This is a genomic window from Siccirubricoccus soli, assembly GCF_024178315.1.
Classification (GTDB): Bacteria; Pseudomonadota; Alphaproteobacteria; order Acetobacterales; family Acetobacteraceae; genus Siccirubricoccus; species Siccirubricoccus soli.
The window spans coordinates 29,406-44,247 of record NZ_JAMZIK010000025.1 but is presented as its reverse complement, the minus strand read 5'-3'; the positions used below and the strand labels follow the sequence as shown (position 1 = coordinate 44,247).

General features: G+C 70.0%; 13 protein-coding genes. 7 read left to right on the top strand and 6 right to left on the bottom strand.

Annotated elements, in window-relative coordinates:
* Both NJ376_RS04610 and NJ376_RS04605 read left to right on the top strand, forming a co-directional pair.
* Positions 1-921: carbohydrate-binding domain-containing protein (locus NJ376_RS04610; protein ID WP_252952057.1), on the top strand; the 921-nt coding region annotated here is incomplete at its 5' end.
* Positions 922-1,163: 242 nt separating this feature from the next.
* Complete coding sequence (locus tag NJ376_RS04605) at positions 1,164-2,102, top strand: Bug family tripartite tricarboxylate transporter substrate binding protein (protein WP_252952056.1); 939 nt, start codon at positions 1,164-1,166, stop codon at positions 2,100-2,102.
* 36 nt (positions 2,103-2,138) lie between these two features.
* On the opposite strand, the gene NJ376_RS04600 is transcribed toward NJ376_RS04605, so the two are convergent.
* From NJ376_RS04600 to rutA, 3 genes are all read right to left on the bottom strand, one after another.
* Positions 2,139-2,720, bottom strand: a complete 582-nt coding sequence (locus NJ376_RS04600) for a malonic semialdehyde reductase (protein ID WP_252952055.1) — start codon at positions 2,718-2,720, stop codon at positions 2,139-2,141.
* 90 nt (positions 2,721-2,810) lie between these two features.
* Positions 2,811-3,482, bottom strand: coding sequence for an isochorismatase family protein (locus NJ376_RS04595; RefSeq protein WP_252952054.1), 672 nt, complete (start codon positions 3,480-3,482; stop codon positions 2,811-2,813).
* A 32-nt stretch (positions 3,483-3,514) separates the two neighbouring features.
* Positions 3,515-4,591: a pyrimidine utilization protein A gene (gene rutA / locus NJ376_RS04590; RefSeq protein WP_252952053.1), complete on the bottom strand. Its 1,077-nt coding sequence runs from the start codon at positions 4,589-4,591 to the stop codon at positions 3,515-3,517.
* Between the two features lie 256 nt (positions 4,592-4,847).
* On the opposite strand from rutA, the gene NJ376_RS04585 reads away from it, so the two are divergent.
* The 3 genes from NJ376_RS04585 (at position 4,848) to NJ376_RS04575 (ending at position 9,376) form a co-directional block, all read left to right on the top strand.
* A complete protein-coding gene (locus NJ376_RS04585; protein WP_252952052.1) occupies positions 4,848-6,461 on the top strand; it encodes an FMN-binding glutamate synthase family protein in 1,614 nt (537 codons plus the stop codon).
* 105 nt (positions 6,462-6,566) lie between these two features.
* Positions 6,567-8,147, top strand: coding sequence for an acyl-CoA synthetase (locus tag NJ376_RS04580; protein ID WP_252952051.1), 1,581 nt, complete (start codon positions 6,567-6,569; stop codon positions 8,145-8,147).
* Positions 8,148-8,203: 56 nt separating this feature from the next.
* The gene (locus tag NJ376_RS04575) at positions 8,204-9,376 is read left to right on the top strand and encodes a multidrug effflux MFS transporter (RefSeq protein WP_252952050.1); all 1,173 of its coding nucleotides are present in this window, start codon (positions 8,204-8,206) and stop codon (positions 9,374-9,376) included.
* A 78-nt stretch (positions 9,377-9,454) separates the two neighbouring features.
* Here the strand turns inward: NJ376_RS04575 and NJ376_RS04570 are convergent, their stop codons facing one another.
* Complete coding sequence (locus NJ376_RS04570) at positions 9,455-11,083, bottom strand: acyl-CoA synthetase (RefSeq protein ID WP_252952049.1); 1,629 nt, start codon at positions 11,081-11,083, stop codon at positions 9,455-9,457.
* 10 nt (positions 11,084-11,093) lie between these two features.
* The gene (locus NJ376_RS04565; RefSeq protein WP_252952048.1) at positions 11,094-11,894 is read right to left on the bottom strand and encodes an enoyl-CoA hydratase; all 801 of its coding nucleotides are present in this window, start codon (positions 11,892-11,894) and stop codon (positions 11,094-11,096) included.
* Between the two features lie 108 nt (positions 11,895-12,002).
* On the opposite strand from NJ376_RS04565, the gene NJ376_RS04560 reads away from it, so the two are divergent.
* Entirely contained in the window at positions 12,003-12,215 is a 213-nt protein-coding gene (locus NJ376_RS04560) for a hypothetical protein (RefSeq protein WP_252952047.1), read from the top strand.
* Between the two features lie 455 nt (positions 12,216-12,670).
* On the opposite strand, the gene NJ376_RS04555 is transcribed toward NJ376_RS04560, so the two are convergent.
* Positions 12,671-12,916, bottom strand: coding sequence for a DUF3297 family protein (locus tag NJ376_RS04555; RefSeq protein ID WP_252952046.1), 246 nt, complete (start codon positions 12,914-12,916; stop codon positions 12,671-12,673).
* Between the two features lie 75 nt (positions 12,917-12,991).
* Between NJ376_RS04555 and NJ376_RS04550 the strand changes: the two genes are divergently transcribed.
* Positions 12,992-14,758, top strand: coding sequence for a tetratricopeptide repeat protein (locus NJ376_RS04550; RefSeq protein ID WP_252952045.1), 1,767 nt, complete (start codon positions 12,992-12,994; stop codon positions 14,756-14,758).
* The last annotated feature ends 84 nt before the right edge of the window (positions 14,759-14,842 follow it).

The following is a 14,842-nucleotide window of genomic DNA, read 5'->3' as shown; positions in this document are numbered from 1 at the left end:
ATCGACGGGGCGACCTACAACGGCACCGCCCTCTCCCTTGCTGGTGCCGACACCGAGCTGAGGTGGAATCGCGGCGAGACCGTCGCCTTCACCGATACCGGTGGCACGGGCGGCGGCGGCAATCCGGGCGGCGGCACCGGGACGACCACCACCATCGGCAGCGGCACTGACTCCCTGGTGCTGAAGATCAGCCAGGATGCCTGGAACGGCAGCGCGCAATATACGGTCAGCGTGGACGGCGTGCAGATCGGCGGGACGCTCACCGCCTCCGCGCTGCATGGCAGCGGCGCGAGTGACACCATCACCGTGCTCGGCAACTGGGCCGCGGGTGGCCACACCGTCGCGGTCAACTTCCTGAACGATGCCTATGGCGGCACCGCGACCACCGACCGCAACCTCTACATCGACAGCGCCACCTATAACGGCGCCGCGGTGGCGGGGGCGGCGAAGGACATCCTCTCCAACGGGCCGGGAAGCTTCAGCTTCGTCGACTCGGCTGGCGGGGGCACGGGTGGCGGCGGCACGGGCGGTGGCGGCGGCACCGGCAGCAGCATCACGCTGGGCAGCGGCAGCGACACCATGGTGCTGAAGATCAGCCAGGACGCCTGGAACGGCAACGCGCAGTACACCATCAGCGTGGACGGGGCGCAGATCGGCGGCGTCCAGAGCGTGAACCCGAACTCGCTCTTCGGCAGCGGCGTGACGGATACGGTGACGGTGAAGGGCAACTGGGCGCCCGGCACCCATGCGGTCTCCATCAACTTCCTGAACGACTTCTACGACGGCACCCCCGGCCACGACCGCAACCTGCATATCGAGGATACGAGCTATAACGGGGCGGACGTCGCGGCCGGGACCCTCTCCCTGCTCTGGTCCGGGCCGCAGGGCTTCAACATCTCCGACACCAGCCCGATCGCCTGAGCAACCCCCCGTGGCGGCGCCGGCGCGGCGCCACGGGCCCCCGGGCCATTATCCGGTCAGGCGAAATCGCCTGACCGGATGTCCGGCCCGGACGCGTGACGCCTCCGATCCGAGAAACTGCCCAGCCGGATCGGAGGCCCCTTCAGGCGCCGGCTGACGGCACCCTCCGCGGCCCGCCGCAGCGGCGCATTTCGTTTCGCCCCGGCTTGCCCTAAACTCCCGGCAAAATCGGGAGATCGTCCATGCTGCGTCGGCTTGCCCTGTTGCTGGCCCTGTTGCTGCCGGCCCTGCCAGCCTTCGGCCAGGCCTGGCCGGACCGGCCGGTGCGCCTCGTCGTCCCCTATGCGGCAGGCGGGGCGACGGATGTCGGCGCCCGGGTGTTGGCGGAGGCGCTGGGCCAGGTGCTGCCGCAGCCCGTGGTGGTGGAGAACCGGGTCGGCGGCGCCGGCATGATCGCCGCGGAATTCGTCGCGCGCGCCGCGCCGGACGGCCACACCATCCTGTTCAACAACACCGCCCATGCGGTGCTGCGCGTGGTGGTGCCGAATGCCGCCATCGACCCGATCCGCCAGCTTTTACCCACCGTCATCCTCTCCGAGATGCCGATGGTGATGCTGGTGGCGAACAGCTTCCCGGCCGCCGATGGCCGCGCCTTCATCGCCGCGGTGCGGGCGGCGCCGGGGCGCTACGATTTCGGCAGCACCGGCGGCGGCGGCACGCTCGGCATGGCGGCGCTGCTGTTCCGCCGCACGGCCGGCCTCGAGATGAACGAGATTCCCTATCGCGGCGGTGCCCCAGCGACGCTGGATCTGGCCGCCGGCCGCATTGCGCTGGTCTTCGACGTGGCGCTGACCGCCTTCCAGACCGCCAAGGGTGGCCAGGCCCGCGCCTTCGCCGTCACCAGCCCGGAACGCAGCCCTGCGGCGCCGGAGGTGCCGACCTGGCGGGAGATCGGCGTGGATGCGGAGATGCTGGTCTGGCAGGCGCTGTTCCTGCCGGCCGGCACGCCGGCGCCGGTCCGCGCCGCGCTGCACGCCGCCGTGGCGCGCGTGCAGCAGACCGAGGCGGTGAAGCGCAAATGGACCGAACTCGGCGTGGACCGCGTGCTCGCTTTGTCGCCCGAGGAGTCGGAGCGCTACGTGGCGCGCGAGGTGGAGCGGTGGGAAGCGCTGATGCGCTGAACCCCTCCCCCTATGGCGGGGGAGGGAGATTGCTCGTCAAGCGATGGTGCAGGCTTCTTCGAAGGGGAGCCGCGGCAGCTTCTCGAACAGCCCGGCCGGGTCGCCATGGCCGATATTGCAGAGGAAGTTGGACTTGATGCTGGTGCCGGCGAAGAAGGCCTCATCCACCTTTGCCTTGTCGAAGCCGGACATGGCGCCGACATCGAGCCCGACGGCCCGCGCCGCCAGCATCAGATAGGCGCCCTGCAGCGTGCCGTTGCGGAACGCCGTCTCCTCGGCCAGCGCCGGGGAGGAGGTGAACCAGGACCGCGCATCGGTATGCGGGAAGAGCTGCGGCAGCTTCTCGTAGAAGGCCATGTCGGTGCCGATGATGACGCAGACCGGCGCCGCCATCGTCTTGTCCAGATTGCCCGAGGAGAGGGCGGGCCTAAGCTTCTCCTTCCCCTCCGGCGTCATGACGAAGACGAAGCGCGCCGGCGAGGAATTGGCCGAAGTCGGGCCCTGGCAGAGGATGTCGTAAATCCGGCGGATCTGGGCCTCGCTCACCGGCTCCGGCTTCCACTTGTTCTGGGTGCGAGCCTTGAGGAAGAGGGCATCGAGGGCAGCGGCGTCGAGCATGAAACTCTCCAGGGGTCGGCCGGCGGGGTAGGCCGGGGTTGCGCAACTCTGTTCCGGGGCGGGGGCCGTGTCCACCCCGCCGGGGCAGGATCACCCTTCCGCCGGCATGGCGGCCAGGCCGGCCAGCACCGCCTCCATCGGCAGCACATCGGCGTATTTCAGCGCCATGTCGTAGAGGCTGGCGAAATGCGGGCTCTCATGCCGGTCCGCCACCGCCTCCTCCGGTACCACCATGCGGAAGCCGCAGGACAGGCCATCGACCACCGTCGCCCGCACGCAGCCAGAGGTGGAGCCGCTGGTCACCACCACCGTATCGACGTGGTGGAAGGTCAGCAGGCTGCGGAGATGAGTCTCGAAGAAGGCGGAGGCCATGCGCTTGTGGATGACCACATCGCCGGCGGTCCGTCCCGCCCGGGGGTCAAGCTGGGCGCGGGGCGAGCCCTCCTTGATGTTCTGCAGGCTGTCCGGCGTATCGGTCCGCGTGCCCCAGACGCCGCAATCCTCGCCCGAGGCCAGATAGGCGACATAGGTCCAGACGACAGGAAAGGCGCGGTGGCGGCACAGCGCGGCGAGGGCGTTGATGTGCGCGATCTGGCGCGGGTCGGTCTCGTAGGCCGTCACATAGGTGTCCGGCCGGGTGTAGGCGCATTGCACATCCACATTGACCAGCGCGGCCTTGCGGCCGAAGCCGAACCGGGCGCGCGGCGGCGTGGCCTGCAACGCCAGATACAGCTCGCGGGCGGTCTTGCCATCCTCGATCATGCCGGCCTCCCGCCGCGAAGGGCGCTCGCGCCTCAGGCCGCCTGCGCAAGGTGACGGCGGCAGCGCATCAGCGGCTGGATGCGGGTGCCGAACTGCTCCATGCCGATGATGAAATCGTCGAAGGTCAGCATCACGCCGGCGAGGCCCGGAATCCCCGCCAGCTCGTCCAGCTGCCTCGCCACCGTCTCGTAGGAGCCGATGAGGCGCAGCATGTTGGTGGGCACCCGGTCGCTGCGGACCATGCGGCCCACTGTGCTGTGCGCCTCCGCCTTCACATCGGCGCCCGCCTGGGCGTCGCGCCAAGCCAGCGCCTCCAGATCCGTGCCGGCGACGTAGTGGTGCCACTTGGCCATCGCGGCCGCGTCGGTCTCGTCGGCGATGATCATCATCAGCAGCATCGCCCTGCAATTGGCGCCCGCCGCCTTGTTGGCCGCCATCAGCCTTTCGGTGTGCTGCGCCACCTGGCCGACATCATTGATGCCGCCGGCCGAGATGAAGTTGTAATCGGCATATTCCGCGGCGAAGCGCATGCCGCGGTTGGACTGCCCGGCGGAGATGATGTCGATCTTCGCCATCGGCGTCGGGCTGACGCGGCAATCGCTCATCTGGAAGAACTCGCCCTTGAAGTCCGAGCGTCCGGTGGCCCAGAGCTCCTGCATCACCTGCACGTATTCGCCGCAATAATCATAGCGCTTCTCGAAATGCCGCTCGCCCGGCCAGATGCCCATCTGCTCGTACTCGGCCTTCTGCCAGCCGGAGACGATGATCACCCCGAAGCGGCCATGGCTGATGCTGTCATTCGTCACCGCCATGCGGGCGATGAGGGCAGGGGGCACGGTCAGCACCGCGACGCTGGCGAAGAGCTTGATGCGCGTCGTCACCGCCGCCAGCCCCGCCATCAGGGTGAAGCTTTCCAGGTTGTGGTCCCAGTACTGGCTGGGCCCGCCGAAGCCGCGCAGCGTGATCATGGAGAGGGCAAATTCGAAGCCGTACTTCTCCGCCTTCAGCGTCACCTCCTTGTTGAGGTCGAAGCTCGGCATGTACTGGGGAGAGGTGCTGGAGATCAGCCAGCCATTGTTGCCGATGGGCAGGAAGACGCCGATATCCATTGCGACCAGCTCCGCTATGCAGACAAGACGGCGGAGCCTAGCCGGGCAGGGCGAAAGGCGGCAGCGCGGCGCTGCCGGAATTGTGGCTCCGGCGCATCCGGTCTGCTTAGGAAATAGGTGTTAAGCGTCGTGTGTGCCCAAAATTCGGGCGGCATCCGGCCGCCGCCAAGTCTTCGCCGGAGCGTCACGATCGGCACCGGTACGTTCGGCCACGGAACCGGGTACCCTTGGCGGCCAAAGCCGCGAAGGCCACGCCATGCCACCGCTCCACCTCGCTTTCACGCCGCGCTTCGTCTGCCTCACCCTGGCCTGCATTGCGGCCGCCATCCTGCTGCTGCTCCTGCTCCTGCTGCCGGACGAGGCCGGCTGGATTGCGCCCTTCCTCATCCTCGCCCTCGGCCTGGTCGGCCTCGGCTTCCGCGACCTCTTCAACCCGCATCACGCGGTGCTGCGGAACTATCCGATCGCCGCGCATCTCCGTTACCTGCTGGAGGAGATCCGGCCGGAGATGCGGCAGTACTTCTTCGAAGATGAGAAGAACGGCACGCCCTTCAGCCGCGACAAGCGCGCCGTGATCTACCAGCGCGCCAAGATGGAGCCGGACAAGCGTCCTTTCGGCACGCAGTACGAGGTCTATGACCAGGGCTTCGAATGGCTGCACCACAGCATCGCCGCGAAGCGCCCCTCGCATGAGCCGCTCCGCGTCGATATCGCCGGCTACAGCGCCTCCCTGCTGAACATCTCGGCCATGAGCTTCGGCGCGCTCTCGCCCCAGGCAATCCGCGCCCTGAACCTCGGCGCCGCCCGGGGCGGCTTCGCGCATGACACGGGGGAGGGAGGCTACAGCCCGCATCACCGCCAGGGCGGCGACATCATCTGGGAAATCGGTTCCGGCTATTTCGGCGCGCGCAACCCGGATGGCAGCTTCTCGCCCGAGCGCTTCGCCGAGACTGCGGCCGACCCACGGATCAAGATGGTCGAGCTCAAGCTGAGCCAGGGCGCCAAGCCAGGCCATGGCGGCGTGCTGCCCGCGGCCAAGGTCTCGCCGGAAATCGCCGCGACGCGCGGCGTGCCGCTCGGCATCGACTGCGTCTCGCCGCCCAGTCACTCCGCCTTCACCACGCCGATCGGGATGATGGAGTTCATCGCGGAGATGAAGCGCCTGTCCGGCGGCAAGCCGGCGGGCTTCAAGCTCTGCATCGGCCACCCCTGGGAGTTCCTCGGCATCTGCAAGGCCATGCTGGAAACCGGCATCACCCCGGATTTCATCGTGGTGGACGGGGCGGAGGGCGGCACCGGCGCGGCACCGCTGGAGTTCATGGACCATCTCGGCATGCCGCTGCGGGAAGGCCTCTCCTTCGTCCATAACGCGCTGGTCGGCATCGGCCTGCGGGACCGCATCCGGCTCGGCGCCAGCGGCAAGATCGCCTCGGCCTTCGACATCGCCCGCGCCATGGCGCTCGGCGCCGATTGGTGCAATTCGGCGCGCGGCTTCATGTTCGCCCTCGGCTGCATCCAGTCGCTCTCCTGCCACACCGATCGCTGCCCCACCGGCGTCGCCACCCAGGACCCGACGCGGGCGCGGGCGCTGGTGGTGCCGGACAAGGCGCAGCGCGTTTTTCAATTCCACGCGGCCACGCTGGAAGCGCTGGCGGAGCTGGTGGCGGCGGCAGGGCTGGACCATCCCTCGCAGTTCCGGCTGGAGCATTTCCGCCGCCGAATCTCGCCGCAGCGCGTGGCGAGCTTCGCGGAGCTCTACCCGCCGCTGGAGAAGGGCGCGTTGCTGGCGGGCACCGATGATCCGCGCTTCGCGCGGGCCTGGGCCCTGGCGGAGGCCGGCAGCTTTGCGCCGGCGATGGCCGCCGGCTGAGGGGAGCGCCGCTGCCCTCGGGCTTCCCCGGGCCGCAGGGCGCCAGGAGCCGACACTTCGCGGGGCCGGCCGGGCGGCCTATCCTCCCGCCAGGAGGAGACGCATATGGGCCCAGCCAACGCGATGAATCTCGGCCGCCTGCTGACCCAGACGGCCCGGCGCCTGCCGGACCACGTCGCGCTGGTCTGGGGCAAGCGGCGCTGGAGCTGGGCGGAGTTCGACGCCCGCGTGGACCGCCTCCGCGCCGTGCTCGCCGCCGCCGGCATCGGCAAGGGCGACCGCGTCATGGTCCATAGCCGCAATTCGAACGCCATGTTCGAAAGCATGTGGGCCTGCTTCAAGCTCGGCGCCGTCTGGGTGCCGACCAATTTCCGCCTGACCCCCGCCGAGGTCGCCGGGCTCGCCGAAACCTCCCGGCCTCGCGCCCTGCTGCGCGATTGGGGCTTCGCCGCCCATGCCGATGCCGTCCAGGCCACCGGGCATGCCCCCTTCATCCTGGCCGTGGACGATGCCCGTCCCCATGAGCAGGACTACGAGACGGCGCTGGCCGCCGCCACGCCCCCGCCGCCGGACCATGAGGCCGAGGTCACACGCGACGACCCTCTCTGGTTCTTCTTCACCTCCGGCACCACCGGGAAGCCCAAGGCGGCGGTGCTCACCCATGGGCAGCTCGGCTTCTGCGTGGTGAACCAGCTTGCGGACCTCTATCCCGGCACCACGGAGAACAGCGCCTCCCTGGTGGTCGCCCCGCTCTCCCATGGGGCCGGCATCCATCAGCTCGGCCAGGTGGCGCGCGGCGCCCGCACCGTGCTGCTGCCCACCGAGCGGCTGGACGTGGCCGAAGCCTGGCGCCTGGTGGAGGAACACCGCGTGGACAACATGTTCACCGTGCCCACCATCCTGAAGGCGCTCGTGGAGCACCCTGCGGTGGACCAGCACGACCATGGCAGCCTGCGCCACGTCATCTATGCCGGCGCCCCGATGTACCGCGCCGACCAGCTTCTTGCGCTGAGGAAGCTCGGCCCCTGCCTGGTGCAGTATTTCGGCCTGGGCGAGGTGACCGGCAACATCACCGTGCTGCGTGCCGACCAGCACAGCCTGGCCGAGGACAATGGCGGCCTCCCCCTCAACACCTGCGGCACCGCCCGCACTGGCATGGAGATCGCCATCCTGGGCGAGGCGGGGAAGCGCCTGCCCCCGGGCGAGACCGGCGAGATCTGCGTCCGCGGCGCCGCCGTCTTCGCCGGCTATTTCGAGAACCCGGAGGCCAATGCCAAGGCCCTCCGTCAGGGTTGGTTCCACACCGGCGATCTGGGGAAGCTGGATGCCCGCGGCTACCTCACCATCACCGGCCGTGCCTCGGACATGTACATCTCCGGCGGCAGCAACGTCTATCCGCGGGAGGTGGAGGAGGTGATCCTGACGCATCCCGGGGTGCTGGAATGCGCCGTGGTCGGCCTGCCGCATCCGCGCTGGGGCGAATCCGGCATCGCCTGTGTGGTGCCGCGGGAGGGCGCGGTGCTGACCGAGGCCGACCTCCTCGCGCATCTGGATGGCCGCGTGGCCCGCTACAAGCAGCCTTTGCGCATCGTGCTCTGGGATGCGCTGCCTAAATCCGGCTATGGCAAGGTGCCCAAGGCGCTGGTGAAGGCGCGGCTGGTGGAGGACGGCATCGGTTTCGACTGAAACTTTCCCCACCGCCCCCATAGTGCGGTGCAGCATCGGGTGGTAACCCTGCCCTCATGCCTCAGGTCGCGCTGCATCTCATCCTCATCCTGGGGGCCATGTCGGCCTTCGGGCCGCTGGCCACGGACATGTACCTACCCGCCTTCCCCGTACTGGGAGCGGGGCTCGGCGCCGACGCGGGGCAGGTGCAGCGGACGCTCGCCGCCTTCTTCGCCGGCATGGCCATGGCGCAGATGGTCTATGGCCCGCTGGCCGACCGCTTCGGCCGCAAGCCGCCCACCCTGGCGGGGCTGGCCATCTTCACCATCGCCTCGCTCGGCTGCGCCACCACCCAGGATATCGGCTGGTTCACCTTCTGGCGTTTCGTGCAGGGGCTGGGCGGTTGCGCCGGCATGGTGATGGCCCGCGCCATCGTCCGCGACCTGACGGAGGGGCCCGGCTCCGTTCGCCTGATGTCGCAGCTCATGCTCGTCTCCGGCATCGCGCCCATCCTGGCGCCCTCCATCGGCGGCGGGCTGCTGGCCATTGGCCCCTGGCGGCTGATCTTCTGGGTGCTGGCCGCCTACAGCGCGGGGCTGGCGCTGGTGGTGCGCCTCTTCCTGCCGGAGAGCCTGGCCGAGGAGCGGCGGCGGCGGGACGGGCCGCTTGGCATCCTGCAGGTCTATCTGCGGCTGCTCGGCAACCGGCATTTCCTCGGCCATGCGCTGTCCGGCGCGCTGCCGGCAGCGGGGATGTTCGCCTATATCGGTGGCTCGCCCTTCGTCTTCATGGAATTGCACGGCGTGGCGCCGAGCACCTACGGGCTGTTCTTCGGCCTGAACGCCTTCGGCATCATGCTGATGGCGCAGACGAGTGCGCGGCTGGCGAAGCGCGTGGCGGCCAGCACGGCGCTGACCGCGGCGCTGTGCTGGATGAGCGCCGCGGGGGCGCTGCTGGTGCTGGTGGCGGCGACTGGGGCCGGCGGCTTCCCCGCCATTGCGGTGCTGCTATTCTGCTACGTGGCCGGCATCGGCGCCACCATGCCGCTTGGCAGCGCCCTCGCCATGGGCCCGCAGGGCAGGGTGGCGGGCAGCGCCTCGGCGCTGATCGGCACGCTGCAATTCGGCCTCGGCGCCGTTTCCGGCTGGATGGTCGGGGCGCTGCACAATGACACGGCGGTGCCGATGGCGCTCGGCGTCGCGTTGTGCGGGTTGGGCGGGCTGCTGGCGAAGACGCTGCTGGCGCGGTGACGTCGAGGGGATGTCGTTCCTCTCGAACTCCCCCACCAAAGGCCGGAAGGTCTTCGGAATCAGAAGTCTGGACCCGGCTCACTCTGTCTGCCGCAGCTGGCCCCGCAGCACGTGCTTCTGGATCTTGCCGGTGCTGGTCCGCGGCAGCTCCGTGAACACCACCTGCTTCGGCGCCTTGAAGCTCGCCAGCCTCTCCCGCGCAAAGGCGATCAGCTCCGCCTCCGTCGCCTGCGCATCCGGCTTCAGTTCCACGAAGGCGCAGGGCACCTCGCCCCATTTCTCATCCGGCTTCGCCACCACCGCGGCCAGCGCCACGGCCGGGTGCTTGTACAGCGCATCCTCCACCTCGATGGAGGAGATGTTCTCCCCGCCCGAGATGATGATGTCCTTGGACCGGTCGCGGAGCTGTACATAGCCATCCGGGTACTTCACCGCGAGGTCGCCGGTATGGAACCAGCCCCCGGCGAGGGCCGCCTCGGTCGCCTTGCGGTCCTTCAGATAGCCCTTCATCACCACATTGCCGCGCATCATCACCTCGCCCATGGTCGTGCCATCGGGCGGGACGGGCTGCATGGTCAGCGGGTCCATCACATCGAGCGCTTCCAGCGCCTGGTAGCGCACCCCCTGGCGAGCCATGAGCTTCGCCTGTTCGGCCGCCGGCAGCGCGGACCACTCCCGGTGCCACTCATTCACCACGGCCGGGCCATAAACCTCCGTCAGCCCATAGACATGCAGCACGGCGAAGCCCGCCGCCTGCATCCGCGCCAGCACGGCCTCGGGCGGCGGTGCGCCGGCGACGACGAATTGCACCTGGTGGGGCAGGGGGCGCTTCTCGGCCTCCGGCGTGTCCAGCAAGGTCGTCATCACCACCGGCGCACCGCACATATGGGTCACGCCATGCTCGGCCATCAGCGTCCAGATGGCCGCGCCGCGCACCGCCCGCAGGCAGACATGGGTGCCCGCGACTGCCGTGACGGTCCAGGGGAAGCACCAGCCATTGCAGTGGAACATCGGCAGGGTCCAGAGATAGACCGGATGCCGCGCCATGCTGGCCGAAAGGACATTGCCGGTGGCCAGAAGCTGCGCCCCGCGATGGTGGTACACCACCCCCTTCGGCCGCCCGGTGGTGCCGGAGGTGTAGTTCAGCGTGATGGCGTCCCACTCATCCGGCGGCAGCGCCCAGGCGAAGCCGGGATCGCCCTCCGCCAGCAGCGCCTCGTAGGGCAGGCCGCCCATGCTCTCGGCCCGCGCCGCGGCGGGCGCCTCCGTATCCTCCACCTCCACCACCAGCGGCGCGGCACCAGAGGTCGCCAGGGCGGCGCGCAGCACGGGCAGGTATTCCCGGTCCACGATGACCGCCTTCGCCTCCCCATGCTGCAGGATGTAGCCGATGGTGTCGGCATCCAGCCTGGTGTTGATGGTGTTCAGCACGGCGCCCGCCATCGGCACGCCGTAATGGCATTCCAGCATCTCGGGGATGTTCGGCAGCAGCGCCGCCAACGTGTCCCCGCGGCCGATGCCGCGCGCCGCCAGCGCGGCGGCCAGCCGCACGCAGCGGTCGCGCAGCTCCCGGTAGTTCCGCCGCAGCGCGCCATGCACCACGGCGAGGTGGCCCGGGAAGACCTGCGCCGCGCGTTCCAGGAAGAGCAGCGGGGTCAGCGGCTGGTGGTTGGCGGGGCAGCGCTCGAGGCCCGTGTCGTAATCCATCGGCCGCCTCCTACCGGTGCTGCCAGCTCGGCTTGCGCTTGCCGAGGAAGGCGCCGATGCCTTCCTCCGCATCTGCCGCCAGCAGGTTCTCCACCATCACCCGCCCGGCTTCCTCATAGGCGCGGTCGAGCGGCAGCCCGGCCTGGGCGTTGAAGCCCCGCTTGCCCATCCGCAGCGCGACGGCGGAGCGGGCGGCGATGCGCTGTGCCAGCGCCTCGGCCTCCGCCAGCGCCTGGCCGGCCGGCACCACGCGGTTCACCAGCCCCATCCGGTGCGCCTCGCCGGCTGGCACCATCTCACCCAGCAGCAGCATCTCCATCGCCGCCTTGCGCGGCACGGCGCGGGCCAGCGCCACGCCCGGCGTCGAGCAGAACAGTCCGATATCGACGCCCGGCGTGCAGAATTTCGCGCTTTCCGAGGCCACCACCAGGTCGCAGCTCGCGGCGAGCTGGCAGCCCGCGGCGGTGGCGATGCCCTCCACCGCGGCGACCACCGGCTGGGGGAGAGTGGTCACCGCCTGCATCATGGCGGCGCATTCCGCCATGATGGCGGCGAAGAAGCCGGCCCCGCCATCCGCATCGGACCGATGGGCCGTGACCTCCTTCAGGTCATGCCCGGCCGAGAAGGCGCGTCCCTCGGCCGCCAGCACTACGCAGCGGATGCCGGGCTCGGCGCCCACCGTCTCCAGCGCCCCGTGCAGGGCGGCGATCATGGCGCGGGAGAGGCTGTTGCGCGTATCCGGGCGGTTCAGGGTGAGGATGGCAACGGCGCCTGCATCCTGGCGCAGCACCAGGGGCGTGTTCTCCGGCATGGGCGTTCCTCCTGGGTCTGGCATATCGCCTCATGCCCGCAAGGAACAAGATCCGCGGCGGGAACCTTTGCCGCTCTGCAGGGTTGCCGGGAGGGAGGAGGATTCGCCATGGCCGAGACCAAGAACGAGGGCGAAGGCAGCCGCAGCGCGGCGAAGCAGTACAACGATTCAACCAAGGCCTTCACCCAGAGCGGCAAGGTGCCGAAGGCCGCCGAGGACGCGAAGCGGGCCGTGGAAAGTCCGGAGGCGGCCGACCTCAAGCGGGCCGAGGCAGAGGGCAAGCGCCACAGCCATGGGGAGGACCCCCAGGTCAAGCGCTGACCGGCCGAGCGCCGCGCCCGGCCAGCAGCAGCACGGAGAGCCGGTCGTCGGCGCGCATCAGGCCGCCGGGGACGGGCGCTGCCCGCGGTCACATGCTGTGGGGCGCAGGCGCACCTCATCCCGTTCCCGCCTGCTCTGTTCCGGCAAGCCGCGCCCGGGCGGCTGGCAGGCGCAGGCCTGCACGCCACCGCGGTGCGGCGGCGTCACGATGCGCCGCGTGACCCGGCGCACCCAGCGCTGCCGCAACCCCCGGCCGCACCGCTCCCGGCAGGGCTAGAGCAGATCGCGTTCGGATGGAATCATCTGAACGCGTGAAGATGCTCGCAAAACAACGGCCTGGAGCATGCTGCGGGAGTGCAAGCGAACGCAGCATGCTCTAGCGTGCCGCCTGGCGCATTTCTCAAGCCAGGGGCATTGCCTGGCGACGCGGACCACGCCGTAGGGGAGGCCCGCCCTTAACCTGCCTGATCGCGGAAATAGGGCTCGACGCTGCCCTGCAGCTTCATGGTCAGGGGGCGGCCATGGCGGTCGCGCGTCTTGCCGACGGAAACCCGCACCCAGCCCTCGCTGACGCAGTATTCCTCAACATTATTCTTCTCCACGCCCTTGAAACGAATCCCGACGCCGCGTTCCAGCAGGGCGGCATCATAGAAGGGGCTGCTGGGGTCGGCGGAAAGCCGGTCCGGGGGTGTGTCGCTCATGGCCCCCTGGTAGCGCCGATGGGGGCCGGCCGCCAAGCTGGACAGGGCAAGCGGTCTGGCCATACCCATGCCCGCATGACCGTCGACGCACCGGGCCTGCCCTCGCGCTGCCATCTCGACCAGCCCACCGGGCCGCTCGTTGCGACGGCGCCCTTCACCCTGGCGGGCTGGGCGATCGGGCCAGGGGCCCTGCAGCGGGTCCGGGTGTCGGTGAATGGCAGCCAGCTCGGCGATGCCGAGACCGGCCTCGTCCGCCCGGATGTCGCCGCGCACTTCGCTGCCTATCCCCATGCCGGTCGATCGGGCTTCCAGCTCACCGGCCTGCGCCTGCCGCCCGGCACCGGCACCACGGCGCTGCTGCGGCTGGAGGTCGAGTTCGCCGCCGGCGCGCCCCTGCTCGTGGAGCAGGCGATGCCGGTCGGCCACGGGGCCACGGCCGTGCTTCTGAGCCTGCGGCAGGATCCGCCGGCCAGCCCCGCGCCATTGCTCGCCGCCGCTGCCCGGTTCACGGACGAAGCTCTGCTCGAGGAGGCCGAGGCGCTGCTGGCCGTTGCCGTTGCCCGGTTTCCGGAGGAGCCGGTGCCGCGGGCGGCATATGCCGCGCTCGCGGTGCGTGCCGCGGGGCTGGGCCTGTGGCCGGAGGCGGAGGCGACGCGGCGCCTGGCACTGTTGCGGCGCTGCTTCTCCGACAATGCGGCCGGCACCATCGAGGCGGCACGCGCGTTGGCCAGTGCCGGGCTGGATGAGGAGGCGGAGGCCCTGCTGGCCGACCTACCCCCCAGCGCGGAAGGCCTGATGCTGCTGGCCGGCATTGCCGAGCGGCAGGCGCACAAGGCCGGTGGGAGCCGGTATCTCGCCGCCTGGGAGAAGGCGCTGGCGAGGTGGGAAGCGGTGCTGGACCTGATGCCGGAGGATGCGGCCGCGCTGACGGGGGCCGGCACCGCCGCACTGCGGACCAATCGCCCCAGCAAGGGTGCCGCCATCCTCGCCAGGGCGGTTGCGTGGTTCCCCGACAACCCGGAACTGGCCATGTGGCATGCCCATGCCGCGACGCTGATCGGCCAGCCGGAGGAGGCGCTGGCGCGCTTCGCCCGGTTGCGCGCCGCCTTTCCCGGCTTCACCGGCGGCCAATCCCTGGAAGGCGAAGCGCGCTTCCTCGCCGGCCGGGCCCCGCCCAACCCGGGCGAGGCGGCGGGGGACCGCGCCCTGCTGCTGCAATTCGAGGCGCTGGGCAGCAATTGCGAATTCGGCAATGTCCAGCGCGCCTTCGGTGCCGAGCCGCTGGGACTGTTCCGCTTCTCCTCCGGCAGCGCAGCGGAGATCGCCCAGGCGCTGGAGATGGACCTGGCCGGGATCGGGGCCCCGGAGCACACCTTCTTCGAGATCCTGCCCGAGCCGCGGCCGGAATACTGGGTGGGCGACCGGCGCTGGCATTTCCGCGCCCACACCTTCACCTATCCGGAGCAGGTGCCGGATGCGGCGGCCGAGGCAGCGCTGTTCGAGAAGCATTGCAAGCGGCTGCAATTCCTTCGCCGCAAGCTGCTGGAGGATCTGGCCGAGGGCGAGAAGATCCTGGTGCATGCCGAATACGGCCCGCCGCGCCCGGAGGCACGGCAGCGCCTGTTCCGTGCGGTGCGGCGGCATGGGCCGAATACGCTGCTCTATGTGGTGCTGGCCGACGCCGCGCATCCAAGCGGCACGCTGGAGGTGCTGGAGCCGGGGCTGATGCTGGGGCGGCTGGATGGCTTCATCGGCGTGCACCGGGACACGGTGAACTATGCCGACTGGTTGGCGCTGTGCCGTGCCGCGCATGTGGTGTGGCAGGGCTGGCGGCAGGCTTAGAGCAGCGCCACGGCATCACGCAGGCGCTTCCTCGCGTCTTCGGTGAAGCTGGCGGCGAGCATTGGTGCGAGCGATGCTGCGGCG